The 26,016-nt window shown below is 67.0% G+C and carries 22 protein-coding genes; 7 read left to right on the forward strand and 15 right to left on the reverse strand.

What is annotated here, in order from left to right:
- Positions 1-84 precede the first annotated feature (84 nt).
- From AC1DIN_RS18295 to AC1DIN_RS18305, 3 genes are all read left to right on the forward strand, one after another.
- Positions 85-963: a LysR family transcriptional regulator gene (locus AC1DIN_RS18295; RefSeq protein WP_441472261.1), complete on the forward strand. Its 879-nt coding sequence runs from the start codon at positions 85-87 to the stop codon at positions 961-963.
- Complete coding sequence (locus AC1DIN_RS18300; RefSeq protein WP_476810826.1) at positions 960-1,835, forward strand: LysR family transcriptional regulator; 876 nt, start codon at positions 960-962, stop codon at positions 1,833-1,835. Before AC1DIN_RS18295 ends, AC1DIN_RS18300 begins: the two co-directional genes overlap by 4 nt.
- A gap of 382 nt (positions 1,836-2,217) precedes the next feature.
- Entirely contained in the window at positions 2,218-3,219 is a 1,002-nt protein-coding gene (locus tag AC1DIN_RS18305) for a D-cysteine desulfhydrase family protein (RefSeq protein WP_476810827.1), read from the forward strand.
- A gap of 161 nt (positions 3,220-3,380) precedes the next feature.
- Here the strand turns inward: AC1DIN_RS18305 and AC1DIN_RS18310 are convergent, their stop codons facing one another.
- The 10 genes from AC1DIN_RS18310 to AC1DIN_RS18355 all read right to left on the reverse strand — a co-directional run bounded on the left by AC1DIN_RS18310 (position 3,381) and on the right by AC1DIN_RS18355 (position 12,570).
- Positions 3,381-3,716, reverse strand: a complete 336-nt coding sequence (locus AC1DIN_RS18310) for a cytochrome C oxidase subunit IV family protein (RefSeq protein ID WP_476810828.1) — start codon at positions 3,714-3,716, stop codon at positions 3,381-3,383.
- Between the two features lie 9 nt (positions 3,717-3,725).
- Entirely contained in the window at positions 3,726-4,448 is a 723-nt protein-coding gene (locus AC1DIN_RS18315) for a heme-copper oxidase subunit III family protein (protein ID WP_476810829.1), read from the reverse strand.
- Between the two features lie 22 nt (positions 4,449-4,470).
- The gene (locus tag AC1DIN_RS18320; RefSeq protein WP_476810830.1) at positions 4,471-5,187 is read right to left on the reverse strand and encodes a cytochrome c oxidase subunit 3; all 717 of its coding nucleotides are present in this window, start codon (positions 5,185-5,187) and stop codon (positions 4,471-4,473) included.
- 12 nt (positions 5,188-5,199) lie between these two features.
- The gene (locus AC1DIN_RS18325; RefSeq protein WP_441472267.1) at positions 5,200-6,960 is read right to left on the reverse strand and encodes a cbb3-type cytochrome c oxidase subunit I; all 1,761 of its coding nucleotides are present in this window, start codon (positions 6,958-6,960) and stop codon (positions 5,200-5,202) included.
- Positions 6,961-7,015: 55 nt separating this feature from the next.
- Positions 7,016-7,831: a cytochrome c oxidase subunit II gene (locus tag AC1DIN_RS18330; protein ID WP_476810831.1), complete on the reverse strand. Its 816-nt coding sequence runs from the start codon at positions 7,829-7,831 to the stop codon at positions 7,016-7,018.
- A 439-nt stretch (positions 7,832-8,270) separates the two neighbouring features.
- Positions 8,271-8,660, reverse strand: coding sequence for a c-type cytochrome (locus tag AC1DIN_RS18335; protein WP_441472270.1), 390 nt, complete (start codon positions 8,658-8,660; stop codon positions 8,271-8,273).
- 272 nt (positions 8,661-8,932) lie between these two features.
- Positions 8,933-9,733 (reverse strand): amino acid ABC transporter ATP-binding protein, encoded by an 801-nt coding sequence (locus tag AC1DIN_RS18340; protein ID WP_441472271.1) that lies wholly within the window; start codon positions 9,731-9,733, stop codon positions 8,933-8,935.
- Positions 9,730-10,641, reverse strand: a complete 912-nt coding sequence (locus AC1DIN_RS18345; RefSeq protein WP_441472272.1) for an amino acid ABC transporter permease — start codon at positions 10,639-10,641, stop codon at positions 9,730-9,732. The genes AC1DIN_RS18340 and AC1DIN_RS18345 overlap by 4 nt, the downstream gene beginning before the upstream one ends.
- A 13-nt stretch (positions 10,642-10,654) precedes the next feature.
- A complete protein-coding gene (locus tag AC1DIN_RS18350) occupies positions 10,655-11,500 on the reverse strand; it encodes an ABC transporter substrate-binding protein (protein ID WP_476810922.1) in 846 nt (281 codons plus the stop codon).
- Positions 11,501-11,595: 95 nt separating this feature from the next.
- Positions 11,596-12,570, reverse strand: coding sequence for a substrate-binding domain-containing protein (locus AC1DIN_RS18355; protein ID WP_476810832.1), 975 nt, complete (start codon positions 12,568-12,570; stop codon positions 11,596-11,598).
- A gap of 97 nt (positions 12,571-12,667) precedes the next feature.
- Between AC1DIN_RS18355 and AC1DIN_RS18360 the strand changes: the two genes are divergently transcribed.
- Positions 12,668-13,999, forward strand: coding sequence for an aminotransferase-like domain-containing protein (locus AC1DIN_RS18360; protein ID WP_476810833.1), 1,332 nt, complete (start codon positions 12,668-12,670; stop codon positions 13,997-13,999).
- A 69-nt stretch (positions 14,000-14,068) separates the two neighbouring features.
- Here AC1DIN_RS18360 and AC1DIN_RS18365 read toward each other — a convergent pair whose 3' ends face one another.
- Positions 14,069-14,674: an FMN-dependent NADH-azoreductase gene (locus AC1DIN_RS18365; RefSeq protein WP_476810834.1), complete on the reverse strand. Its 606-nt coding sequence runs from the start codon at positions 14,672-14,674 to the stop codon at positions 14,069-14,071.
- Between the two features lie 114 nt (positions 14,675-14,788).
- Here AC1DIN_RS18365 and AC1DIN_RS18370 point away from each other — a divergent pair, with 114 nt between their 5' ends.
- Both AC1DIN_RS18370 and AC1DIN_RS18375 read left to right on the forward strand, forming a co-directional pair.
- Positions 14,789-15,781, forward strand: coding sequence for a LysR family transcriptional regulator (locus tag AC1DIN_RS18370; RefSeq protein WP_476810835.1), 993 nt, complete (start codon positions 14,789-14,791; stop codon positions 15,779-15,781).
- A gap of 78 nt (positions 15,782-15,859) precedes the next feature.
- Positions 15,860-16,468 carry a glutathione S-transferase family protein gene (locus AC1DIN_RS18375; RefSeq protein ID WP_476810836.1) on the forward strand — a complete coding sequence of 203 codons (609 nt, stop codon included), beginning with the start codon at positions 15,860-15,862 and terminating at the stop codon, positions 16,466-16,468.
- A 120-nt stretch (positions 16,469-16,588) separates the two neighbouring features.
- Here AC1DIN_RS18375 and AC1DIN_RS18380 read toward each other — a convergent pair whose 3' ends face one another.
- The 3 genes from AC1DIN_RS18380 to AC1DIN_RS18390 all read right to left on the reverse strand — a co-directional run bounded on the left by AC1DIN_RS18380 (position 16,589) and on the right by AC1DIN_RS18390 (position 22,198).
- Positions 16,589-18,334, reverse strand: a complete 1,746-nt coding sequence (locus tag AC1DIN_RS18380; protein WP_476810837.1) for a peptidoglycan L,D-endopeptidase MepK — start codon at positions 18,332-18,334, stop codon at positions 16,589-16,591.
- A 235-nt stretch (positions 18,335-18,569) separates the two neighbouring features.
- On the reverse strand, positions 18,570-20,483 hold the full coding sequence (locus AC1DIN_RS18385; RefSeq protein WP_476810838.1) for a L,D-transpeptidase family protein: 1,914 nt from the start codon (positions 20,481-20,483) through the stop codon (positions 18,570-18,572).
- 218 nt (positions 20,484-20,701) lie between these two features.
- Complete coding sequence (locus AC1DIN_RS18390) at positions 20,702-22,198, reverse strand: sigma-54-dependent transcriptional regulator (protein WP_441472280.1); 1,497 nt, start codon at positions 22,196-22,198, stop codon at positions 20,702-20,704.
- A 188-nt stretch (positions 22,199-22,386) separates the two neighbouring features.
- On the opposite strand from AC1DIN_RS18390, the gene AC1DIN_RS18395 reads away from it, so the two are divergent.
- Positions 22,387-24,240, forward strand: coding sequence for a M3 family oligoendopeptidase (locus AC1DIN_RS18395; protein WP_476810839.1), 1,854 nt, complete (start codon positions 22,387-22,389; stop codon positions 24,238-24,240).
- A gap of 105 nt (positions 24,241-24,345) precedes the next feature.
- Here AC1DIN_RS18395 and AC1DIN_RS18400 read toward each other — a convergent pair whose 3' ends face one another.
- Positions 24,346-25,878, reverse strand: a complete 1,533-nt coding sequence (locus AC1DIN_RS18400) for an outer membrane beta-barrel protein (protein WP_476810840.1) — start codon at positions 25,876-25,878, stop codon at positions 24,346-24,348.
- Between the last annotated feature and the right edge of the window lie 138 nt (positions 25,879-26,016).

The raw sequence follows: 26,016 nt of genomic DNA on the forward strand, positions 1-26,016 counted from the left end.
GGCGGCGGCTTGCATCCTTCCATAACGACAACTAGTCCTTCCAATGAAACCTTCGGCAAGATCATCAACCATCTGGAATACCCTATGAAGCTGGGCTCGCTGCTGGCGGTCGACACCTTCGTGAGGCTCGGCGGAACGGGCGAGGCGGCGCAGGGCCTCGGCATCAGCCAGTCCGCCGTCATCAAGACCCTGCGGCAGGCGGAGGACGAATTCGGGCTCAGCCTCGCCACGACCATCCAGGGCCGGCTGGTGCCGACGCCGGAAGCGCAGTCGCTGGTCAGGCAAGCCCAACCGCTCTTCAACGTGCTGCGCCGCGCGCGGCACGAAGCGGACATGATCCGCGTCGGCATGGCCGACAGGCTGAGGGTGGCGACCGTGCCGGGGCTGGCGCACAGCATCCTGCCGCCGGCAATCACCTCGACGCGGCGCAAGCTCGGCGAGGCCGCCGCCGTGGAGATCATGTTCGACCATGTGCGCGAGCATCTCGGCGCCGGCGAGGCCGATCTCGGCATCTCCTACGGCCCGATGGCGACCGAGGATATCGAGGACGTCGCCTTGGGACGCAGCCCGCTCGTCTGCGTGCTGTCGCGGACGCATCCGCATGCCGGGCGTGCGGCGCTGTCGCGGGACGATATCGAGGGCGAGCGGCTGATCAGCTATGGTCCCGACGGCGTGAGCGCCTCCGACAGCTTCCAGGACGCGCTGGTCGGCGCAGGATTGGCCGATCGCGTCGCGATCACCGTCCGCCATACCGACACCGCCTGCCATCTCGCCCGCGAGGGCGTCGGCATCGCGCTGGTCGACGGCTTCGTCATCAGCAGCAATCTCGTCGAAGGCCTCGCCGCCTTGCCGCTGGAGCAGAGCCCGTTGGTCACGGCCTATGCCCATCACCGGCGGGGATCTCTCCTCGATCGCGCCGCCCGGCTGCTCCTCGCGCAGCTTCAGGAGCGCCCGGCGCCATGAGACCGTTCACGCCAGCCCACGCCGCCGTGCTCCGTGCGGTGCACCGCTTCGGCACCACGGTCGAGGCCGCGCGCCAGCTGAATCTGACGCAATCCGCCATCAGCAAGATCATCGCGCGCAGCGAGGCTAGCCTCGGCGTCGAGGTCTTCGAGCGCCGCGAAGGCCGGCTGAGCCTGCGGCCCGCAGCCAGCGCCCTCATGACGGCACTCGACACGGTCGATCAGGAATGGCGCGCCTTGCGGGACGCCGCGGGGCGATTGCGCGCCGGCCGGGAAATGCCGCTGCGCATCGCCTCCACGCCGAGCATCGGCCATGGCATCATCGCCCGCGCCCTGCGCCGCCTGACCGACGAATACCCGCAGGCGCGCGTCGAGCTGATCATGGGCGATGCGCCGACCGAGCTCTCGCAGGGGACAGCCGATATCGGCCTGATGTTTTCCCCTCGCGTCACCGACGATATCGCGCTGACGCCGCTCGTCGGCGGCTCGATCATCGCACTGGTGCGCGAGGACGATCCCCTCGCCGGGCAAGGCAGGGTCAGCCTGCACGAACTCAAGACGCGGAGGATGATCTGCTTCGATCGCGAGAAGTCACCGCTCGGCTGGCTGATCGCTCAAGCCTATGAGCGGGAAGGGCTCGACTATGCGCCGTTCATAACGGTTCCCTACAGCATCTCGGCGGCGCATCTGTTGGCCGAACCTGGCGATGTCACGCTGATCGACAGCCTGCTGACGCAGGCGCAGCGCTTCGATGGGCTGGCGCAGCTTTCGCTCCGGCCTGAGATCCCCACCACGATTTGCCTGATGACGGTGCGCAGCAGACCACTTTCGCGGCTGGCCGCCCGCTTCGTGGAAATCATCCGGCAAGGGTGATCATCTCGGCGATTTCGGTCCCCCCGATCGCGCGCTTCTATCAAGATTGGCGATTAGAAACCTGCTACGCGGCGGCAAAGGTCATTCATTCGCGCCGCGTCGGCACGCCGCGGCTGCTCTTTGCTTGTGATCGATATCCCCCGCATCGATCCTCGCAACGGACACCTCGCCTCCGGCACCCTTGTTGCCGGCATGTCGCGCGCTTGCGGTCCAGAAGGACGATCAAGGCGAGGCCTGGCGAAGCACGCCGACGCCTGAACTGTCGCCATGGCCACGCCGCTGCGTCGAAGACGCACATCCGGCATGCGGCAGCGGGCCCAGCCAATCTCCATTCCGGCGGTATGGTATCGCTGACGCCGTCCAGATGCCGGAGCTTGCTCGAATGAACCGCCACGACGCTATCCGGCTTGCGATGCTGCCGACGCCCTTCGAGCGATTGCCCCGCCTTGCGAGCGCGCTCGGCGGCAATGGCCGGGCGCCGTCGATCTGGATCAAGCGTGACGACTGCACCGGCTTTGCCGGAGGCGGAAACAAGGTCCGCAAGCTCGAATATCTGGTGGCCGACGCTCTGAAGCACGGCGCCGACATGCTGGTGACCATGGGCGCGATCCAGTCGAATCATGCCCGTCAGACCGCGGCGGCGGCCGCACGGAATGGCCTCGGCTGCCTGCTGCTGCTGACCGACTCGGTCGCAAATCGCAGCGAAGCCTATCGAACCAACGGGAATTGGCTGCTCGACGGAATCTTTGGCGCGGAGATTCGTCTCCTCGCCGCGAGCGAAGACGGTTCTGCGATCGCTGCGGAGGCGATGGCAGGGCTGACGGGGCAGGGACGGAAGCCCTACTTCATCCCGGTCGGCGGCTCGAATGCGCTTGGAAGCCTCGCCTATCGCGATGCGCTTCTGGAATTGGCGGCCCAGGCGAAGGATGAAGGCTGCCGTATCGACCGCATCGTTCTGCCGACGGGAAGCGGCGGCACCCATGCCGGCATCCTTGCCGGCGTGGAGCAGGCCGGGTTGCCCTGGCGCGTGCACGGCATCAGCGTCTCGCGCTCATCAGAGCAGGCCGGGGTCATCGTCTCCGGGCTGGTTCAGGATATTTTCGGTCTGGAGGATCGCCAGAGGAGCGCCGTGTCCGCTCTGGATATCGATGATTCCCGGGTTGGGCCGGGATACGGCCAGCCCACCGCTGAGATGATCGAGGCCGTCCAGTTGGTTGCCCGCGAGGAGGGAATTCTCCTCGACCCGGTCTATACCGGAAAGGCGATGGCCGGACTCCTTTCGCTCGTAAGGACAGGCGCCATCGGCCCCGACGAAACCGTCGTCTTCTGGCACACGGGCGGCGCGCCCGGTCTCTTTGCTTATCCGGAAGTGTTTCAGCGCTAGACCTGGTGCCGCACTCCCCCGGCCGTACGGGAAGCGCGATACGCCACGCGTATCGGGGGACTTCGGCGTGCGATTCTCCGACAGGAAGAGGTCGCAAGTTCGGATTGCGCCGGGCACGCCGATGGCGCGCGCGGCTCGGCCCGCGTTCCGAAATTGGCGCCTCATGAGCCGGTCGCGAAGAAGGTCAGCCGGCTGAAGAGCGTGTAGTGCGACTCGAACAGCATGATTCCGACGAAGACGAGGAGCGCCAGCGGCGGGGTGAGGATCGCATAGGTCAGTGCCAGCCGCTCCCAGGCCATATGCATGAAGACCGCGACGATCAGGCCCGCCTTCAACATCATGAAGAGCAGGATCAGCGACCAGCGCAGGTAGCCGACGAGGCCGAAATAGTCGACCAGGTAAGAGCAGGTGCTGAGGATGAACAGCCAGGCCCAGACCACGAGGTAGAGCCTGATCGGGTGCTGTTGCGCGTCGTTATGAGCCGCCGGTTGTGCCATGTCGCCACCTCACCAGAGATAGAACAGCGCGAAGATGAAAACCCAGACGAGATCGACGAAGTGCCAGTAGAGGCCGGTGATCTCGACGATCTCGTAGCGACCCTTCCGGCTCGTGAAGAAGCCGTGCCGGCCTTGGTCGAAATCACCGCGCCAGACCTTGCGGGCGATGATGATCAGGAAGATCACGCCGATCGTGACATGAGTGCCGTGGAAGCCGGTGATCATGAAGAAGCTGGAACCGAACTGCTCCGCACCCCAGGGGTTCCCCCAGGGGCGGACGCCTTCCGCGATCAGCTTCGACCATTCGAAAGCCTGCATGCCGACGAAGGCCGCGCCGAGCACGGCGGTCGCGAGCATCAGGATCGCCGTCTTCCTGCGGTCGCGGCGATAACCGAAATTGACCGCCATCGCCATCGTGCCGCTGCTGCTGATCAGGACGAAGGTCATGATCGCGATCAGGATCAACGGAAGATGGTGGCCGCCGATCTCGAGCGCGAAGACCTCGCTCGGATTGGGCCAGGGCACCACCGTCGACGCTCTGACCGTCATGTAGGAGATGAGGAAGGTGCCGAAGATGAAGGTGTCGCTGAGGAGGAAGACCCACATCATGGCCTTCCCCCAGGAGACGTTCTTGAAGGCCCGCTGATCGGACGACCAATCGGCCGCGATGCCGCGCCAGCCGGCGGGGCGGATGATGTCTGCGTTCACGGCAGTCGGCGCAATCTCATTCATCGGCCCCTCCTCGTCAGGAGCTCTAGGTCAGCAATCCCCGGCAGATCTCGATGAGGTCGTCCGTCCAGCGCATCAGCAGGCTGAACAGGACAAGCCAGACCAGCAGCAGGAAATGCCAGTAGATGGCGCAGAGCTCGACGCTGAGGGTGAGCTCGCGTGGGATCTTCGGCGCGAGGTCCTTCGGGATGGCGAAGGCTCTGGCGTAGGTTCGGCAAAGCGCGACGAGCCCGCCGAGCACATGGGCTCCGTGAACGGCCGTGATCAGATAGAAGAAGGCACTGGCGGGGTTGGCGGCGGCGAAATAGCCGGCTGCGGCAAGCTCGTGCCATGCCAGCGCCTGGGCGGAGAGGAAGGCGAGCGAGCAGACCGCCGCCGCGAGAAGGCTGGAGCGGAGCGCGCCGCGTTCGTCGCAACGCGCGGCGACCACCGCCATGTGCAGGGCGATGCTCGCCAGGATCAGCAGCCCTGTGCTGAACCAGAGCACCGCCGGCATCGGCAGCGCGCGCCAATCGGCCATGCTCATGCGCATCGAATAGGCGCTGATGAGAAGCGCGAAGAGCGAGCTGGCGACGACGAGGAAGCTGCCGAGGCCGAGCTTCGCCGTCGTGGGCGAGGTCGGCTCGGCGGCGTCGCCGATCACGCCGACTTCGAGCCAGGGCTTTGCCGTCAGGCGCTGGCGCGAGAGCCACCAGCCGGCGAAGGCTGCCACGACGACGATGAACCCGAGGACCACGCCCATGGCGGCATCTCCTCATCCGGTCTGCGGAGCCGGCGGCTGGTTCTGCGGCAGGAAGTCCTCCGCGGCGCCGGGCACGCTGTAGTCATAGGGCCAGCGATAGACCACGGGCAGGGTCTTGCCCCAGTTGCCATGGGCGGGCGGCGTCTGCGGCGTCTGCCATTCCAGCGTGGTCGCGCGCCAGGGATTGCCGCCCGCGGGCCGGCCATGCCTGAGGCTCCAGACGAGATTGAACAGGAAGACGAGCTGGGTGGCGCCGACGATCAGCGCGACGACCGTGATGAATTCGTTCAGCGTTGCCGCTGACGGCGGAACGAGGGCTATCCCGCCGATCTCGTGATAACGGCGCGGCACGCCCATCAATCCGATGTAGTGCATCGGGAAGAAGATCAGATAGGCCCCGAGGAAAGTGACCCAGAAATGGAGCTTTCCGAGCCGATCGTCGAGCATGCGCCCGGTGACCTTCGGATACCAATGGTAGATCGCCCCGAAGATCACGAGGATCGGCGCGACGCCCATCACCATGTGGAAATGGGCGACGACGAACATCGTGTCGGAGAGCGGCACGTCGACGACGACATTGCCGAGGAAGAGCCCGGTGAGCCCGCCATTCACGAAGGTGACGATGAAGCCGAGCGCGAACAGCATCGGGACGGTGAAGTGGATGTCGCCCTGCCAGAGGGTCAGCACCCAGTTGTAGACCTTGATCGCGGTGGGGATCGCGATGATCAGCGTCGTGGTGGCGAAGAAGAACCCGAAGGCGGGATACATGCCGCTGACATACATATGGTGCGCCCAGACGACGAAGCTGAGCGCGCCGATCGCTATCAGCGCCCATACCATCATGCGGTAGCCGAAGATGTTCTTGCGCGCATGGGTGCTGATCAGGTCGGAGACGATGCCGAAGGCCGGCAGCGCCACGATGTAGACCTCGGGGTGTCCGAAGAACCAGAACAGGTGCTGGAACAGGATCGGGCTGCCGCCCTTATAGGCCAGCGGCTCGCCCATCGCGATGATGGCCGGCATGAAGAAGCTGGTGCCGATCAGCCGGTCGAGCAGCATCATCACGGCGCCGACGAAGAGCGCGGGAAAGGCGAGCAGCGCCATGACGGTCGCCGTGAAGATGCCCCAGATCGTCAATGGCATGCGCATCAGCGTCATGCCCCGGGCGCGCCCTTGCAGCACCGTCACGACGTAGTTCAGCCCACCCATGGTGAAGCCGATGATGAAGAGGATCAGCGAGGAGAGCATCACGATGATGCCCCATTGCTGGCCGGGTGTGTTGGCGAGGATCGCTTGCGGCGGGTAGAGGGTCCATCCTGCCCCCGTCGGTCCGCCCGGCAGGAAGAAGCCGCCGAGGAGCACGAGCACGGCGAGGAAATAGATCCAGAAGCTCAGCATGTTCACATAGGGGAACACCATATCCCGCGCGCCGAGCATCAGCGGGATGAGATAGTTGCCGAAGCCGCCGAGGAAGAGGGCGGTCAGCAGATAGATCACCATGATCATCCCGTGCATGGTGATGAGCTGGTAGTAGCGATCCGGGTCGATGAAGGGGAGCGCGCCGGGGAAGCCGAGCTGCAGCCGCATCAGCCAGGACAGGACCAGGGCGACCAGCCCGATCGCCAGCGCCACGGTCGAATACTGGACGGCGATGACCTTGGCATCCTGCGAGAAGACGTATTTCGTGATCCAGCTCCTCGGATGATAGAGCTCGACATCGTCGATCTCGGCCGCCGGTAGCGGTTCGGGGACGCCGTGCATCACGTCGACCATCGCGCCATCTCCCACTCCTCGCAGCCCCGTTCGGGAGCTCGCCCCTGTCTCGTCCCTAGTTCCTCGCCTGCGTCCTCGCTGGGCTCCGGAGCTGGGCGAAGGTTTTCTGCTGCTGCAGCCAGTCGCGGTACTGGCTCTCGGGCTCGACCACGACGCCGCCGCGCATGAAGGTGTGGCCGGTGCTGCACAGCTCGGAGCACAGCGCCTCGAAGGTGCCGGCCCGGGTCGGAGTGAGCCAGTAATAGGTGACGGTACCCGGGATCATGTCCATCTTGGCCCGGAATTCCGGGACGTAGAAATCATGCACCACGTCGAGCGAGCGCAGCAGCAGCTTGACCGGCTTGCCGAGCTGCAGATGAAGCTGGTCGCCCTGAATCACGATGTCGTCCTGCCCGTGCGGGTCTTTCGGATCGATGCCGAGCGGGTTCTCCGGCGTGATTTGGGCGATGTCGGCGGTGCCGAGCTTGCCGTCCGCGCCCGGTAGCCGGTAGGCCCATTGCCATTGCTGGCCGACGACCTCGACGACGGTCGCGTCCTTCGGAACCGTGACGAACCGGTGCCAGACGACGAGGCCGGGCGCGAGCATGGCTGCGACGCCGATCCCCGTGCCGATCGCGAGCCACCATTCGAGCCGCTTGTTTTCCGGCTGGTAGGCGGCGCGGCTGCCTTCACGGTGGCGGAACCGGAAGACGCAATAGGCCATGAACAGCACGACCGCCGTGAAGACGGCGCCGGTGATCCAGAACGTGATGATCATGGTGTCGTCGATATAGCGCCAGTTGGAGGCGATCGGCGTCCACCACCACGGGCTCAGGAAGTGGAAGACCACCGAGCCGATCACGACCAGAGCCAGGACGACCGCGATACCCATCCCTTTTCATCCTTGCCGAGGGCGGCGATGAACAGGAGCAAGGCAACGCTGCGGCGCAGGCAAATGCGCCGCGGCGCTAGGCGAACAAACTTATCTTCGACATCAAAACGACGCTGCAGCCCGGGGCCGACCGGATCCCCTGCTTGAAACGAACGAGGCCGACGAGATCGGGAGTGGAGCAAGGCAGTCGGCGGGCGCGAATTCCGCCGGGCGGATGGGGAGGCCTGAGCTTTTGCTTCCTGCTCGTCATCGCCGAACCCTTGGCTCGCCTGGACGACGATGCGCCGCAATCGGGCGCATCCACTTTCGACCGGGCCGCGGGGCAGTCAAGTCGCCGGACCAAAGTCATCGTCATGTTGTCGTCCTGCGCACGGGAGTTGTCAATCGACGCCGCACGGCAGATCAGCTTGACGGGAGCCGCGGCCGGGGGGCGAAGCGGCTATTTTTTCTTCCCGTCAGCATCGAATTGCTTGAGAAACGCGACGACGTCGTCGATTTCCTGGTCGGATTTGAGGCCCGGAAATGTCATCTTGGTGCCTGGGATCTTGGCCTGAGGCGCCTTGATGTAATCCCGGAACGTCGGTTCATCCCACACGATGCCGGAGTTCTTGTTGGCGGCCGAATAGCTGTAGCCTTCGATCGAGCCCGACGGGCGGCCGAAGAGGCCATTCAGCTTTGGCCCGACAGCGTTTCTCGCGGTCTCGCCGATCTGGTGGCAGGCCCGGCATCTCAGGAAGATTTTCTCGCCTGCGGCAGCGTCGCCGGCCGCCATGGCCGAATGCGGCCATCCCGCCAGAATCAACAAGGCTATCACGGCCCTACGTGCCATCGGACACCCTCCTCCGAGATGCAGAGGTGATCCTTCCGCCAGACCGGCGACCACGCCGTTTTTGCAATATGTTTATACTGCCAATACTTGATCGCTCCAAATTGTCTGAAGACGTCTTGTCGGCGAGCTCTGCCGGCTTTGGCGAAACCGCCAGCCCGCGGGCGATCGGCGCCGCAATCCGAAACGGTTTCAGATCAGGTTGCCAGAGCCGCGCGCGACCGCCGTAAGCGCAGGCGAGCGCGAGCTTGCTCGCGCTCTCGCGGCGTCACGCGTCAAACCGCCTCGCGAATGAAGCGGCTCAGGAACAAGCGCGTGCGGCTATGCTTGGGAGAGGCGAGCACCTCGCCCGGCGGCCCCTGCTCGACGACGACACCACCATCCATGAAGACGACTCGGTCGGCCGCCTCGCGCGCGAAGCCGATCTCATGGGTGACGACGATCATCGTCAGCCCCTGCACGGCGAGATCGCGCATCGTTGCCAGCACCTCGCCGACGAGTTCGGGGTCGAGCGCCGAAGTCGGCTCGTCGAACAGCATCAGCTTCGGCCGGATGGCGAGCGCCCGCGCGATGGCGACGCGCTGCTGCTGGCCGCCCGAGAGCTGGCGCGGATAGGCATGTGCCTTCTCGGTCAGGCCGATGCGGCCGAGCAGCTCCATCGCGTAGTCGGTCGCCTCCTTGCGGCTGTGGCCGTGCACGCCGACGGGAGCCTCGATGATGTTCTCCAGCGCCGTCATATGCGGATAGAGGTTGAACTGCTGGAAGACCATGCCGATCTGGCGGCGCTGCGCCGCGATCGCCCGGTTCGACAGCCGGACCAGCCGCTCCCCCGCGAGCCGGTAGCCGATCTGCTCGCCGGCCACCATGATCGAGCCGCGGTCGATCGCCTCGAGATGGTTGATGCAGCGCAGGAAGGTCGATTTGCCCGAGCCGGACGGCCCGAGGATCACCACGACTTCTCCCGGCGCGACATCGAGGTCGATGCCCTTCAGCACCTCGTTGGCGCCGAAGGATTTGTGGACATTGCGGGCGCTGACCAGCGGCGCGGCGCCGGCCTTGATCGCATCGCGGCTCATGGGGTCGCCTCCGCGATGACGGGCTTGGCCTGCGTCGCGCCCCGCTCGCCGCGCGCATAGTAGCGCTCGATGAAGCCTTGGCCGATATTCAGGACCGAGGTGATCGCGAGATACCAGATCACGGCCACCATCAGCATGGGGATGACCTCGAAGGTGCGGTTGTAGACCGCCTGCACCGAATAGAGCAGATCGGCCATGGCAATGACGCTGACCAGCGAGGTCGCCTTGATCATGCTGATGAGCTGGTTGCCGGTGGGCGGCACGATCGAGCGCATCGCCTGCGGGATGATGACCCGGCGCAATGCCCGTGCCCGCGTCATGCCGAAGGCGTCGGTCGCCTCGACCTGCCCTTTGTCGACGGAGATCAGGCCGCCGCGGATGATCTCGGCCATATAGGCGGCCTCGTTCAGCGAAAGCCCGGCGATCGCCGCCGTCATCGGCGTGATCAGGTCATTGGTGTGCCAGCTGACGAGCGTCGGCCCGAAGGGGATGGCGATCGAGATCTCGGGGAACAGCGTCGAGAGATTGTACCAGAAGATGAGCTGCACCAGGAGCGGCGTGCCGCGGAAGAACCAGATGTAGAGGCCGGCGAGGCCGCTGAACAAACGGTCGTCCGAAAGCCGGCCGATGGCGAGCAGCAGCCCGATGGCGACGCCGATCACCATGGCGACGACGGTCAGGCCGAGTGTCACCGTGAGGCCGCGCAGGATCGACTCCGCGGTGAACCATTGCGCCACCACCGGCCACCCGAAATTCGGGTTCCAGGCGACGATCCAGGCGAAGTTGGCTGCGATGAGGAGCACGAAGGCCCAAAGCAGCCAGCGTCCCCATTCGGCCGGGCGATGCGCCGTGGCGACGTCGCGCAGCGCCAGTTCGCGCTCGCCCGCCGCCTGTGTTGCGTTGCTCATCCTGTGCTCAGGCTCAGTTCGTCGACCGGTTGATGCCGGGCTCGTCGATCATGTTGTTCTCGAGCCCCCATTTCTTGAAGATCGCGGCATAGGTGCCGTTGGCCTTCAGCGCCTTGATGCCGCCGACCAGCACCTCGCCGAGCGGCGAGCCCTTCGGCACGACGGCGCCCTGGAACAGATCCTGGAAGCCGTTCGCCTTGCCGATGGCGGCCAGCTCGAGATCGCCCTTCGCCTGCTGAACGAAATAGCTGAGCGGCGCCTGCGACGAGAAGAACGCATCGGCGCGGCGCGAGCGCACCGACAGGATCGAGGTCGGCTGATCGGTGAAGGACATCACCTCCAGCACAGGCTTGCCATCGGCGGCGCATTTCTCGGCCTGCGCCTTGATGACCTTCTCGGCCGAGCCGGCGGACATCACGGCGATCTTCTTGCCGCAGCTGTCCTCCAGGCTGTTGATGGCCTTCGGATTGCCCTTCTGCACGGCGAAGACCACGTATTCGCGGACATAGTCGACGAAGTCGTTTGCCTCCTGGCGCGACTTGAAGTCGCCGATCGGGCCCATCGCGAACTGGAAGCGGCCGGCGGCGATGCCGCTCAGCGACGAGGCGAGGCCGTTGACCGTGGCGTGCTCGATCTTGACGCCGAGCAGTTCGCCGAGCGCCTCGGACAGATCGGCGCTGGCGCCGATCATCTTGTTGGTGTCGGTGACGATTTCGTAGGGGGGGAAGGAGCCGTTATTGACCGAGATCATCTTGCCGGCGGCGCGGATCGTCTCCGGCAGCTTGGCGCGCAGAGCCTCGTCGACCTTCTGCTTCGGGATCTGGATCGACTGGTCCTGCGCCTGCGCCGCGCCCTGCATGAGCGCAACGGAAAACGCGACGGCACCGGCCAGTTTCACGATCATCTTCATGGCGACATTCCCCTGTTCGTTATTTCTAAAACTGGTTCGCGCGCTCAGGCGGCCTGCTCGGCCCCAGCGCCGACGGCCGGAAACAGCGTCTCCGGCGTCAGATCGGTCTCGGCGAGTTCCTGGATCCGCAGCTGTTCCAGGAAGGCCGCGACCATTGCCCGGTTCGGGCCGAGGCCGCTCGCATTCCATTCGGTCGGGAGATCATGCCCGCTGCGCACGAGCTCGTCGATCAGCCAGGGGCTGGTGTCGGCATAGCGGCGGCGCTTCTCCAGCCAGACGCGCTGGCTCTCGTCGAGCAGGTCGCTGAGCGCCTGCGGCAGCCAGGGTTCGCGCGCCACAAGCTCCGGCTTGAGCCCGATGATGTGCATGCCGGGCACGAAGCCGACCTTGCGGAAATAGCCGACCTCCGCCGCGCGGACATCCGGCAGCAGGGCGCGGAATGCCGAGCCCTGCGAGAAGAAGCCCTTGGGCATGAACGGCATCAGCACGGCGTCGATCTCGCCGGCGGCGAGCAGATCGAGCAGCGGCGGCTGGCCGGCCAGCGCCTCGATCCGGCCCGGCCGCGCATAGCGGCCGACGCGGTCGGTGACCGGATGGTCTGCCGCGAGGCGGCTGACCGCCCAGAACGCATCCTCGATACCGATCCCGGCCTCGGCCAGGGCTGCGCGCGTCCAGGTGTTCCCGGAATCCTGCCAGCCGGCGATGCCGATGCGCTTGCCGCGCAGATCCTCGAAGCGCGTCAGCGGGCTGTCCGCCGCCGTGACGACGCAGCGATGCCGGAAGCCGCGCATGATGAAGTTCGGAATGCCGAAGACGCCGGTCTCGCCCCGCGCTTTCCCGGTGGTGTAGCGGCTGAACGAAATCTCCGAGGCGTCGAAGCGCGGGTCGCTGGCGAAATCGTCCGGCAGGGCCGCGAGCCGCTCGATCTTGAGCTCGAATTGGTCGGAGGCGACGTCGCCGAGCAGCAGCGGCGTGATGAAGTCCCAGTCCCGCAGGGCCAGCCGGATGACAGGTTTCAACGCATACCTCGTTCCAAGCCTTGAATATCAGGCAGATTAAATGTTCACTTTGGCTGATCAATCGATATTACGTTCCTGAACATTAATTTCCGAATCGATGAGCACCGAACCCGACGCGACCTGGCTGGCGAGCCGCCTGACGCAACGCACCGCACGCGGAATTGCGCTGGAGGTCAGCGCGCTGATCCGCTCGGGTGCGCTGGCCGTGGGCACGCGGATGCCGACCGTGCGCGACCTCGCCTTCACGCTCGGCGTCAGCCCCGGCACGATCTCGGAAGCCTGGAGCGAGCTGAAGCGGCAGAAGATCGTCTCGGGGCGCGGGCGCGGCGGCGCCTGGGTCAGCGGCGACAGCGCCACGCCCCGCCCGGCCCGCATGGGCAGCGTCGCCCATTTCGGCCCGGGCGTGCTCGATCTGTCGCTTGCCATCCCCGACGCCAGCCTGCTGCCGTCGCTGCACGGAGCGCTGGCCCATGCGGCCTGCGTCGAGGACCTCAACAGCTATGAGCGTGCTTCGATCCTGCCGGCGCTGCGAGAGGCGGTGCTGCCGCAATGGCCCTATGCGCCGGATGCCTTCCTTGCCACCAATGGCGGCTACAACGCGGTCTATTCTGTGCTGAATGCGACGGTGCTGCCGGGCTCCTGCGTCGCGATCGAGGACCCTACGGCGATGCGCCTCCTCGACATCATCGAGAATCTCGGCGCCGAGCTTCTGCCGATCGGCTGCGATGCGGAGGGACCTCTGCCAGACCAGCTCGCAGCCGCATTGTCACGGCGCCCCGCCGCCTTCATGTTCCAGCCGCGCACTCATTCCGTCACAGGCCGGCCCGTCAGCGCGCGACGCCTGCAGGAGCTGGCAACGCTGCTGGCCGCCAGCGAGACACTGGTGATCGAGGATGACGGCGTCGGCGATGTCTCCATCCACCCGCCGATCAGCCTGGGCGCGACCATGCCCGAGCGGGTCGTCCACATCCGCTCCTTCTCCAAATCGCTCGGCCCGGATCTGCGGATCGCCGTGCTCTCGGCACCGGACAAGGTCATCCGGCAGATTCAATCCTACCGCAGCTTCTCCTCCGGCTGGACGAGCCGGCTGCTGCAGGCCGCCACGGCCTGGCTGCTCGAGGATGCGGCGACGATGCGGAGCGTCGCCGACGCGCGCCGGATCTATGCGGAGCGCCGGCGGACCTTGCTGGGGCATTTGGCGGAGCACGGCGTCGCGATGCCGGAGACGGATGGGCTCTGCATCTGGATTCCGGTCGAGTCCGAGCAATATGCGCTGGTGACACTCGCCGCCCACGGCATCGCGGTTCTGCCTGGCAGCAAGTGCTCGCTACGGCCAACCGAGCATGTCCGCCTGGCTACGGCGATCCTGGCGGAAGGGCATGAGCGGGTCGCCGCCGCGGTGGCGCGCGCCGCGCGTCGCAGCGACTGATCCTGGACGCAGACGACAGAAAGCCCCGCATCGGCTGACCGATACGGGGCTCTTTTGCTTGTGCCGTCCTCAGGCGACGAGGGCGAGTTCGGCGTTGGCGTTGCGGATCGCCTCTTCGCGAGCCTCGGTGCCATAGCCCAGCTTCTCGGCGCGGATGAAGGTGACCTCGGTGATGCCGGCGAAGCCGAGCATGGTGCGCAGATGCGGCTCCTGCGAATCCAGCGACTGGGCCGGGCCGCTGCTGTAGAGGCCGCCACGGCTCTCGACGACGATGGCGCGCTTGCCCTTGAGCAGGCCCTCGGGGCCGGCTTCGCTGTAACGGAAGGTGACACCGGCGCGCAGCACGTAGTCGAACCAGCTCTTCAGCGTCGAAGGAATGCCGAAATTATACATCGGCGCGCCGATGACGATGGTGTCGGCGGCCTTCAGCTCTTCGACCAGCGCGTTGGAAAGGGCGAGCGCCTCGCGCTGCGCGGCCGTCTCGGTGATGCCGGCGCGCACGGCGGCCGTGGTCTCCGCGTTGAGATGCGGAATGGGGTTGGCGTCGAGATCGCGCTCGACGACATGCACGCCGGGGTTCTGGGCGCGCAGCCGGGAGACCGTGGCCTGGACCAGCTGCCTGGAGACCGAGTCGGCGCCCGAAGCGCTGCTGTTGAGGACGAGGGCGGTAGCCATGATGAAGCTTCCTATTCGGCAGGAGTGATTTCGATGGCCGAGAAGATAGTGGTTCACGGATCGCACCAGAATTCGCATAATCGGCACCAAGCTGTTGCACCCTGAGGAACACCCATGTCGGAGCTCGATGACATCCGCAGCTTCATCGCCGTGGTCGAGGCCGGTGGCTTCGGCCGGGCGGCGCAGAGCCTCGGCCTGGCGAAGTCGATCGTCAGCCGCCGCGTGAGCCGGCTGGAGGAGGAGCTCGGCACGCGCCTGCTCAGCCGCACCACCCGCGGCGTGAGCGCGACCGAGGCCGGGCTGGAGTTCAAGGCGCGCAGCGAGCGCATCCTGGCCGAGCTCGAAGAGGCGCGGGAGGCCGTGGCGCAGCAGGCGGGCGGCGTCGCCGGGCGGCTGCGGCTCTCGATGCCGCTCACCTTCGGCACCAAGCATGTCGCGCCGCTGCTCGGCGAGCTCGCGCAAATGTACCCGCGGCTCGAGATCGACGTGCAGGCGAGCGACCGCTATGTCGACCTGATCGGCGAGCGCTTCGATGCGGCGATCCGCATCGGCTCGCTGAAGGATTCAAGCCTGATCGCCCGCCGGGTTGCGCCGGTCCATGCCACGGTGATCGGCAGCCCGGCCTATCTCGCGCGGCGCGGCCGCCCCGCCATCCCTGCCGATCTCAACGACCATGACTGCCTGCTCTATAGCGGCACGAATGATCAGGACTGGGTCTTCCGCACCGGCAAGCGTTGGATCACGGTGCGGCCGCCGGGGCGGATGCGCTCCGACAATGGCGACACGCTGCTATCCTGGGCCGTGGCGGGGCTGGGGCTCGCCGTGCTGCCGACCTTCATTGCCTCCGACGCCATCCGGTCCGGCGCGGTCGAACCGATCCTGCTCGATCATCCCATGCCGACGCGGGCGCTCTATGTGGTGCGCCCACCGGGTGCCTATGTCCCCGGCAAGGTTCGGGTGCTGATCGACCTGCTTGTCGAGCGCTTCGGCGGCACGCCTTACTGGGATCCCTGCCAGATGGAGGCGCATCAGCGCGGCATCAGGCTGGACGAACCTCTGAGCGCCCAGCTCACGCCGGCCAAGAAGCGCGAACATCAAGCGGCGTGATCCGCAGCATCACGCGAATTCGCGTGGTTTCTTTCGCGGGCTTCTGCACTGTCGCACCGCTCTTGTCAGGAGGAAGCGATGCTGCTCGTCGGAATGCTCGATAGCCCCTATGTCCGCCGTGCGGCGATCACCGGCAGCTTGCTGGAGGTGCCGTTCGAGCACCGCTCGGTCTCGGTCTTCCGCCACATGGGCGAGTTTCGGGCGATCAACCCGCTGATCAAGGCGCCGACGCTGGTCACAGACGATGGCATCGCCATCAGCGAATCCCTGCTGATCATCCAGCATTTCGAGGACGTCGCGGGCCGCTCGCTGCGCCCGATCGAGGGCGTGGCGCGCCGGCGCGACCTCGCGCTCACCGGCATCGGCATCGTCGCGGCCGACAAGGCAGTGTCGATCGAGTACGAGCGCAAGCGGCCGGAGGCGCAGCGCTATGCGCCCTGGCAGGAGCGCATCGTCAGCCAGCTGCACGTCGCGCTCGACCTGCTCGACACGGCGGCGAAGGAGGGCGAGCTGACCGCAGGGCCGGAGCTGCTGCCGAGCGATATCGCCGCGGCGATCGCCTGGGGCTTCTGCCGTTTCGTGATCCCGGAATTCGCGCCGGAGGAGCGCTGGCCGGCGCTGGCCGAGCAGGCGCGGGCCTGCGAGGCGCTCGACGTCTTCAAGGCGTGGCCGATCGACCGGGAATAGCCGAGCCACCTAAGGCGTGGTTCTCAGGCGACCGCAGGGAGGCCCGAGAACACAAGCCGGCCGAGGCTCTGCGTCGCGAGATGCTCGGAGCAAGCCCGAGCATGACGGGCGCCCGACCACTCAGTTCTGCACGAAGCTCGTCGGCAGCGGGCGCACAGCCGGGCCGCTGAAGGCCCCCGGTTTGGGGGCACCGGAATCGGCATGGCTGAAGCCGAGCGCGGCGGCCGGGCTCGGGCCTGCGATCGGGGCGGCCGAGGGGCCTGCGGTTCTGGCGCGCGCCGTCGCGACATTGACCGGCCTGCCCGGCGATACGCTGGTGCGCGCGACCGTCGCGAACAGCGATTTCAGGCCGGAGCGATCCATGTCCTCAGGTTCTTCAGGCTCGGCTGCGACGGGGACCGAGCGCTGGCTGGCCGGAACGAAGGTGACGCCTCCTTCGCGCGGCCGGACAGGAGGCAGCGCGGCCGTGACGAGGCGGCCTTCCGCTGCCGCGGCGGGCGCCTGATCCGTGGCGCTGCCGCGCAGGGCGGCGATGGCGGCGTCGGCGAGCGCCGTCGGGCGGATCGGCGGCAACGGTGCGTTGGTCGGGCTGCCGGCCGGGCTGGCGGCAAGGGCAAGGGTGGTTGCCGCGACCATCTCGTCAGGCCGCCGTGGCGGCAGCGATGCGAGGATGAGACGCGGGTCGGCGGCGGCGCCCGATTGCGGCGCGAAGGCGAGTGCGCCGCCGGTCGCGGGCAGGGCCGCGACCTGGACCGGATCGTCTCCCGGCGCGGAGAGGCCGCGTGGCCGCGCCAGAGGCAGCGGCGCATCCATGAGCTGAGGCCTGCTCTCAGGCGCGCGCTGCTGCGGCGGCGTGGGCAGGGCGGCTGGCTCCGGAGCCGTGGCTGGGGTGGCCGGCGCAGGAGGCGGCGCTGCGGCTGTCTGCGGAGCGAGTCGCTCGGAGCGTTCGCGCGTGAGCGTCCGCGTCGTCGGCTCCGGCGCCATGGCGACGGCGAACCGGCCGCCGTCGCCGGAGTTGCTGTCGGCATAGCCGGGGCTGGCATAGGCGATGGCGGCCGGCTGCTGGCGCGGCGCAGCGCGGCGGCCACGGGCCGGCCGGGCATCGGCCTCCTCGTCATCGCCGCCGAAGAGCGAGGCCCACAGGCTCTTGCCGCCGGAGGCCGCGACCGCGCCCTCGTCGGCATCGGCTACCGCATAGCCGCCGACGGACCCACCCCCCGACAGGATTTCGGCCCTGGCGAGATCGTAACCAGCAAGGGGCTGGCCGTCGGCCGGGATATGGACGGTCTTCTCGTCCGGGAACAGTCGGACGAGCTGGTCGCGCGTCATGCGCGGCCAGGAGCGGACCGAGCCGACGTCGAGATGGACGAAGGGCGTGTGGGCGTTGGGATAGAAGCCGACGCCGCCGCGCTGGAGCCGCATGCCGATCTCGCGGATGCGCGCCGTGGGGACGTCTGGCAGGTAGAAGTCCATCGCCTTGCCGAGCATATGCTGGCTGTGCTTGGCGACCGCGCGTGAGCGCCGGCGCAGCATGGCGTTGGTGTTGGGCGAGCGATAGGCGGAGACGACGTGGAAGGGCTGGTCGGAGCCGAGCTGGCGCTGCGTCTCCCAGACGACGTCGAACAGGCGCGGATCCATGCGAATCGTCTCGTCGCTGCGCCAGTCGCGCAGGGCCCAGTTCAGCTTCTCCAGCGCCGATGAATCATAACGGCCGTCACGCTTGAAGGTGACGGTCGTCTCCTCCTTGGTGTGCATGTGCCGGATGGTGATCGTGCGGGTATCGCCGTTGGCGACGGCGTCCTGCGTGCTGCGAACGGCCAGGATAGAGGCTGTGCAGGCCATGCCGATGGTCAGGACGCGCCGCATGGCTGACCCCAGGCCGGACGGCAACCATCCTGCAAGCTTGGCGTTGATCCTGCCCAATCTGTCTGACCCGTCTCGGTGCCCCCGCCGAAGCGGTACGATGAACGTGAACGAACAGTTGCGGAGAAGCGTTAACGGCTCGTTAGCGAGCCGGCAATCACTGCGCCAGAAAGTACTGGCACGAGGTGGCTAAAGACGGATCGTGGCAAAAAGGTGCCCGCCTTGCGGCGGGCGCAATTTAGCCACGTTGTTCGAGCGCCTGCCGGACCATGCGATGGAAGCCGTAGACGTCGTCGAAGCGGGTGATGTGACCATCGGCGCCGACCACGATCGTATTGTAGACGAGGTGGATCGCCAGCGGCTGCGGCAGGTTGATTCGCCGTTCTCCCGAGCCGATCAGGCGCTTCAGCCGCTCATGCGTCCATTCCGGCCCGAGGACCTGATCCGCCAGTGCAAACGGGTTCTCGACGCGCACGCAGCCATGGCTGAGCGCCCGCCGCTCGCCGGCGAAGAGCCGGCGGTTCGGCGTGTCGTGCAGATAGACCGCATGCTCGTTCGGGAACATGAACTTGATCCAGCCGAGCGCATTGCGCTCGCCCGGCGGCTGGCGCACCGAGATGCCGCCGCCCTTGGTGCGGGTGACGACGTAGCCGCGCTTGGCGGCATAGTCGGGATCGGCTGCCAGCCCCGGCAGGAACTCCTTCTTCAGGATCGAGGGCGGCACGTACCAGGACGGGTTGACGATGACGTGGTCCATCTTGTGCGAGAAGATGGGCGTCGCCGATTCCGGCTTGCCGATGATGGTGCGGGCCTCGTGCACCACCTTGCCGGAGCGGATGACGCGCACGCGCATCTCCGGCACGTTGACCATGATGTGGTCGGTGCCGAGATCGGGCGGCAGCCAGCGCCAGCGCTCCATCTGGGCGACGATGTCCTCCTCGCCGCGTGCCGTGGCCGGCTTGCCCAGCGCCGCCAGCGTGCGCTCGCTCAGGATGCCGTTGGCCGGCAGCCCGGCCTTCTTCTGGAAGTCGGCCAGCGCCAGCGAGGTCGAGCGGTCGAAGACTTGATCCTCGCTCGGGCCGAGGCCCAGACGCGCGCGCACCAGCGGGACGCGCTCGTCGCGCATGCCGAGCTTGAGCGGCGGGCCGGCGGGGATGCGCACCAGCGGCGTGTCGTCGAGATGCTCGCGCATCTCCACGAGCTTGGCCTTGAGGCGCTGGTAGCCCTCATGCGGCGGGTTGTAGGCGGCGAGCACGGCGCCGGCATCGGTCGCGCCGGCGAGCTCGGAGAGCACCTCGGTGGCCGAGGGCAGGTAGAGGGTCGGCGTGATCAGCTTCGAGAGGCGGCGCGGGTCGATGCGGCCGCCGCGCGCATCGCGGGCATAGAGCACGGCCAGCGCCGAGAGGCGGATATCGGCCTCGGCGAGCTTGGCCTTGTCGCTCGCCTCGAAGGCGGGGAGCGGATAGTCGCTGGGGCGCAGGCCATCCTCGGCCGCACGGCCGAGCTGCGCTACGATGCGCTTGCCCGCCTCGTTCCAGCCCTTTCCGTCGATCCAGAACGGCTTGTTCTCGTTCGCCTGGTAGGCTGCGATGATCTCGTTGCGCTCGCGCTCGGATAGCCGATGCAGCGCAACCGCATCCTGAAGGTGCTCGGCCACGGCCGCCGCGAACTCCAGGCCGGGCGGCACGGTGACGACGACCTTGGGCATCTCGGGCGGCGGCACCAGCGGCTCGATGCTCTGCAGCGGTCCGGTCTGCGGCGCTGGCGGCGCCGGCTCGACGGCCTTGGAGGCCGGCACCAGCGCGGGGTCGGTTGCGGGCATCTCGAGCGCCGGGATGTCAAGCGTGACCGGCTCCTCCTCGGCCTCCGCCGGGGCGGTGGCGTCGAGCTTGGCCGGGTCGCGCAGGCGGCTGCCGGCCGAAACCGTGCCGGTGACGATATCCGGCTCGGAAGCCGCGCCGGAATGAGCGAGCGGGGCAGGCGGGGAGGCGGGTTGCTCCGAATCGAGCAGCTTCAGCTCCGGCTGCTCGGGCAGCGGAACGCCGAGCGTGGCGTCGATCTGGATCGGCGTTTCGGCACGGAGCGGGAGGCATCCCATCATGATGGCCAAGGCGGATGCCGAGGTCAGTTTCGCCCAATGGCGAGGACGCATGGTCGCTTTCCCGATAGCTGCCGAAGTCGCGCCATTCCTGCGTGACTCGGTTGGTTGAGACAAGATGCGGCGGCGCAACACGCCGCTGCATTCGGCTGGAGCCGGAACCGATCAGGTCGAGCTGACCTCATCGGTGAATCCGCCTCCGACTTTCTCAAGAGAACGCGCAACCCGACCAGATTGCTCCGCAATCCGGTCGACGCGTGCTCTTGCGCGGCTCAGGCCGCGTCGGTTTCATCGGGGCCGGTCTCGTTGTCGATCAGCCCGTATTCCTTGAGCTTGCGATAGAGTGTCGAGCGGCCGATGCCGAGCTTGCGCGAGACCTCGGACATGTGCCCGCGGTAATGCGCCAGCGCGAAGGTGATGATCTCGCGCTCGAGATCGTCGAGCTTGCGCATGTCGGAGCCTGAGATGAGATCGAGGGCGTTGGGGTCGCGCACCGGCATCTGGATGATGCGCGGCGGCGGCTCGCCCAGCGCCTCGCTGCGGGCGAACGGGGCCGGCGCCGGCGGAATGCTGACGTCGTAGCCTTCCATCTGCGCGGCGATCTGCGGGAATTCGCTGACGTCGAGTTCGTCGCCATCGGCAAGGACAACGGCCCGGAACACCGCGTTCTCGAGCTGGCGGACATTGCCCGGCCAGTCGTAGCTGCTGATCAGCGCGAGGGCCTCCCGGGTGATGCCGCTGAGCTTGCGCCCCTCTTCGGCGGCGAAGCGGGCCAGGAAGCCGCGGGCCAGATCGGCAATGTCCTCGCGGCGCTGGCGCAGCGGCGGCAGCGTGATCGGGAAGACGTTAAGGCGGTAATAGAGATCCTCGCGGAACTCGCCGCGCTTCACCTGATCCAGCAGGCTCTTGTTGGTCGCGGAAACCAGCCTGATGTCGACGCGCACCGATTTCTTGCCGCCGACCGGATCGACCTCGCCCTCCTGGATGGCGCGCAGCAGCTTGACCTGGGCGTCGAGCGGCAATTCGCCGACCTCGTCGAGGAACAGCGTGCCGCCATTGGCTTCGACGAACTTGCCGAGATGGCGCTCGGTCGCGCCGGTGAAGGCGCCCTTCTCATGGCCGAACAGGATCGACTCGACGAGATTATGCGGGATCGCGCCGCAATTGACCGTGACGAAGGGCTTGCCCCGGCGGTCGCTGGAGCCCTGGATGGCGCGGGCCAGAACTTCCTTGCCGACGCCGGATTCGCCTTCGATCAGGACCGGGATATTGGACTTCGCCGCGCGCTCGGCGAGGCGGACGACGCGCCCCATGTCGGGGCTCTTGGTCGCAAGATCGCGGAAGCCCAGCGTATTCAAGGCGCGGTGCTTGATGTGGCGCAGCTCATGCTCGAGAGCGCCGAGCTTGAGCGCGTTTTTGAGCGAGACCTGCAGGCGCTCGGCACCTACCGGCTTCACCACGAAATCGGTCGCGCCGGCACGCATCGCCGAGACGACGGTCTCGATCGATCCGTTTGCGGTCTGGACGATGACGGGGGTCTCGATGCCGCGCTCGCGCAGATTGGCCAGCACGCCCAGGCCGTCGAGGCCCGGCATCTGCAAGTCCAGCACGATGGCATCGACCCGTTCGCCGTCCGGCCCGCCAAAGAGGGCGACCGCTGCCTTGCCGTCCTCGGCCACGATCACCTCGTAGCCGAAGCGCTTCAACATCGCGTCGAGCAGGCGGCGTTGGACGGGATCGTCGTCGACGACGAGGACGGTGGCGGTCATGACACCTCGAAAGACGCTGCAATATGAAAGAAATGCTTTGTGCCGACGGAATCATTTGTTCCGTTCTGGGTCATCGTCGGCCAGAAGGGTTAAGCGGGATTTAAACCCCGGCGCGCACCGGCGTTGATCCGCGGGCGGAGCCCGGCCTATGGAGGGAGCGCAAGTCAGTGCGGCGAGGTGTCGAGCGAATGAGCTTCCAACAGACGATCTGGCAGACGATCCGGCGCTCCGGCGCCAAGGCGGGGGCGGCCAAGCCGGCGAGCACGCTCGGCGAACTCCCGGAATGGGATCTCAGCCACCTCTATCCGGGTGTCGGTTCGCCCGAGCTCAAGAGCGATCTCGAACGGGCGCTCGCCGAGGCACAGGCGCTTGCCGAGCGCTATCGCGGCAAGCTGGCCGACCTCGCCGCCCAGCCGGACGGCAGCGAGACGCTCGCCGAGGCGGTCCAGCGCTATGAGGGGCTGAGCGATCTGCTCGGGCGGATCGGCGCCTATGCCGGCCTCGTCTATTCCGGCGACACCACCGACCCGCAGCGCGCCAAGTTCTATGGCGATACGCAGGACAAGGTGAACGCGGCGATCACCGAGCTGCTGTTCTTCGAGCTCGAGCTCAACCGCATCGCGCCCGAGCTTATGGCCAAGGTCGCGGGCGAAGCTCCTCTTGCGCATTGGAAGCCCTGGATCGACGATCTCGCCAGGGACAAGCCGCACCAGCTCGACGACCAGATCGAGGCGCTGTTCCACGAGAAGTCGATGACGGGCGCGGCCGCCTGGAACCGGCTCTTCGACGAGACGATCGCCTCGCTGCGCTTCACCGTCGACGGCGAGGAGCTGACTCTCGAACTGACGCTGAACAAGCTGCAGGACAGCAATGGTGAGGTGCGCCGCAAGGCGGCCGAGGCGCTGAGCACAGTGTTCCGCAAGGAGCTGCGTACCTTCGCGCTGATCACCAACACCCTCGCCAAGGACAAGGAAATCTCCGACCGCTGGCGCAAGTTCGAGGATGTCGCGGATTCCCGCCATCTCGCCAACCGGGTCGAGCGCGAGGTGGTCGATGCGCTGGTCGCGGCGGTGCGGGAGGCCTATCCGCGCCTGTCGCATCGCTACTATCGCCTCAAGGCCAAATGGTTCGGCCGTGACGCGCTGGATTTCTGGGACCGCAATGCGCCTCTGCCGCAGGTCGAGCAGCGCAGCATTCCCTGGAGTGAGGCGCGCGACACGGTGCTCTCGGCCTATGGCGCTTTCTCGCCGAGGATGGCGGCGATCGCGCAGCGCTTCTTCGACGAGCGCTGGATCGACGCCCCGCCGCGGCCCGGCAAGGCGCCCGGCGCCTTCGCGCATCCCACCGTGCCGTCGGCGCACCCCTATGTGCTGCTCAACTACCAGGGCAAGCCGCGCGACGTGATGACGCTGGCGCATGAGCTGGGCCACGGCGTGCATCAGGTGCTGGCGGCGCCGAACGGGGCGCTGATGGCGCCGACGCCGCTGACGCTGGCCGAGACGGCGAGCGTCTTCGGCGAGATGCTGACGTTCCGCCGGCTGCTCGATTCGACCACCGATCGCAAGCAGCGCAAGGCGATGCTGGCGGCCAAGGTCGAGGACATGATCAACACAGTCGTGCGCCAGATCGCCTTCTATTCCTTCGAGCGCAAGGTCCATCAGGCCCGCCGCGAGGGCGAGCTGACGCCGGAAGCGCTGTGCGAGATCTGGATGAGCGTGCAGGCGGAGAGCCTTGGCCCGGCGATCCGGCTGACGGCGGGATACGAGCCGTATTGGTGCTACATCCCGCACTTCATTCATTCGCCTTTCTACGTCTACGCCTACGCCTTCGGGGACTGCCTGGTAAACTCGCTCTACGGCGTCTACCAGAACGCCGCGGAAGGCTTCCAGGAGCGCTACTTCGCGCTGCTCTCGGCCGGCGGCAGCAAGCCCTATGGCGAACTGCTCGCGCCCTTCGGCCTTGATGCCAAGGACCCCGGCTTCTGGCAGATCGGCCTCAGGATGATCGAGGGCATGATCATCGAGCTTGAAGGCATGGAGTGAGGCGGAACGTCATTCCCGGGCGAAGCGAAGCGCAGACCCGGGAATTTCCCGCAGGAACGGCCGGTCATGAGATGCTCGGGCCCGGCCCGAGCATGACGGCGCGGTTCAGAACTGCACCCTGAGTCCGACCATCGAGACGTTCGCGGTGTAATCATTGCCCGGCGACGTCGAGTTCAGACGCTCATGGGTGAAGCTGGCGCGGATCGCGAAGGTGCGTGTCAGCCTGTATTCGATCCGCGCGCCGACATTCATCTGGTCCTCGCGCAGGTTCTGCCCCTCATAGTCGGTGCGGGTGAAGCCGGTGAAGCCGGTGACCGTGAGGTTGCGGCGCAGTGCGTGTGCGATTTCGAGCGCCACCGTGCGCACTGTCGTGCCCGAGGAGCCGGCGACGGTGGTATCGCCGAGCGTGGCCGAGCCGCGCAGCGTCACCGTCGTGAGCGGCGTCGGCGACCACAGCACCGCCGCATCGCCGACCAAGCCGCGCAGGTTCTTCAGGCGGGGGTCCTCGTAGCTGCGGTTCTGATAGCCGCCTGAGATCTCGCCGGTGAGCTGGCGGCTGATCTCGAAGGTCGAGCCGATGCGGCCGCTCAGGCCGTTCGACGAGCGCATATAGCCGCTCGAATCGATCTTGTCGTCGAATTCGCGCTGGTCGATGTCGCCCTGGATGAACGGCCTGAAGCCCGGCGTGACCTCATAAGCGGCACGCAGGCGCAGGCCGTATTGCGTCTGGTTGCGGTCTTGCTGCGAGAGGATGGCGCCGTTGGTGAGCTGCGCGTTCTCATAGTCGCTGCGATCGACCGAGCCGCGCAGGGTCAGCTGCAACCGGTTGAAGTCATGGCTGACGCCGGCCGAGCCGCCATATTGCCAGACCAGCGGCCGGCCCTCGACGGCGGAGGTGAGATCGGGCGAGCCGGGGCGCTGCGTATCGAGCCGCAGACGCGATTCCAGCAGGATGCGGGTGTCGCGCGTGGCATCCAGGCGCAGGTCGAGATTGCCTTCGGCATCGGGGCGCGAGGCCTGGCTATCCCTGAAATACTGGAAATAGCCGCCGCGCAGCCGGCCGCTGAGCTGATGCACGTTCCAGTCGGACTGGATGTCGAGATCGCCCTCGTAACGGGCGAAGGGCGAGCCCTTCACGCCGGGCGGGGCAATGCGCTGCGGGTTGGTGTCGTAGCCGATCGAGTTGGTGAAGCCCGGCCGTAGCGTCACCGAGCCGATACGCACCCCCAGCGCGGCATAAGGGTCCTCCTCCGCGGCGGTGCGGCGCCGGGGTGGCGGAGGCGGGAGAGGCGGGGCCGGCTGCGGCAGCGTCGCCACCACGGGCGGGGGAGGGCGGAATTGGCGCTGCGTAACGCCGCGCAGGGCCGGCGCCTGGACAGGCTGGCTGGCGCGGGAAGGCTGGCGCGCCGAGACGGCCGAGCCCTGGTTCCGGGCCGGGGCGGCCGGATCGCGCAGGGCATCGGGGTCGGCGGAGGTCGATGCGGGCGGCGTCTCCGGCTGGGCCGGCTGCTGCGCGATATAGGCCGGCGTGCCCGTCCTGAGCGCGGTTGCCCGCTGCGCCACGGCCGTCGTCCAGCCGAACGCGAGTCCGGCTAGGGCGGTGCCGGACAGAAGCAGGATCGTCGTGCGACCGGACACGGGGTTCGCCAGGCTCCAGGCAACAGCTCACGCGCCCTGGAGGGGCGCGCATGGTTAACGGAGTTAGAACGAACAGGGTTAAGGACCCGTCAACGAAGCTGCCTGGCCAGGCAGCTTCCGGAAAACTGTCTCACGATT

It is taken from the genome of Allobosea sp. 05T438 (assembly GCF_056396025.1).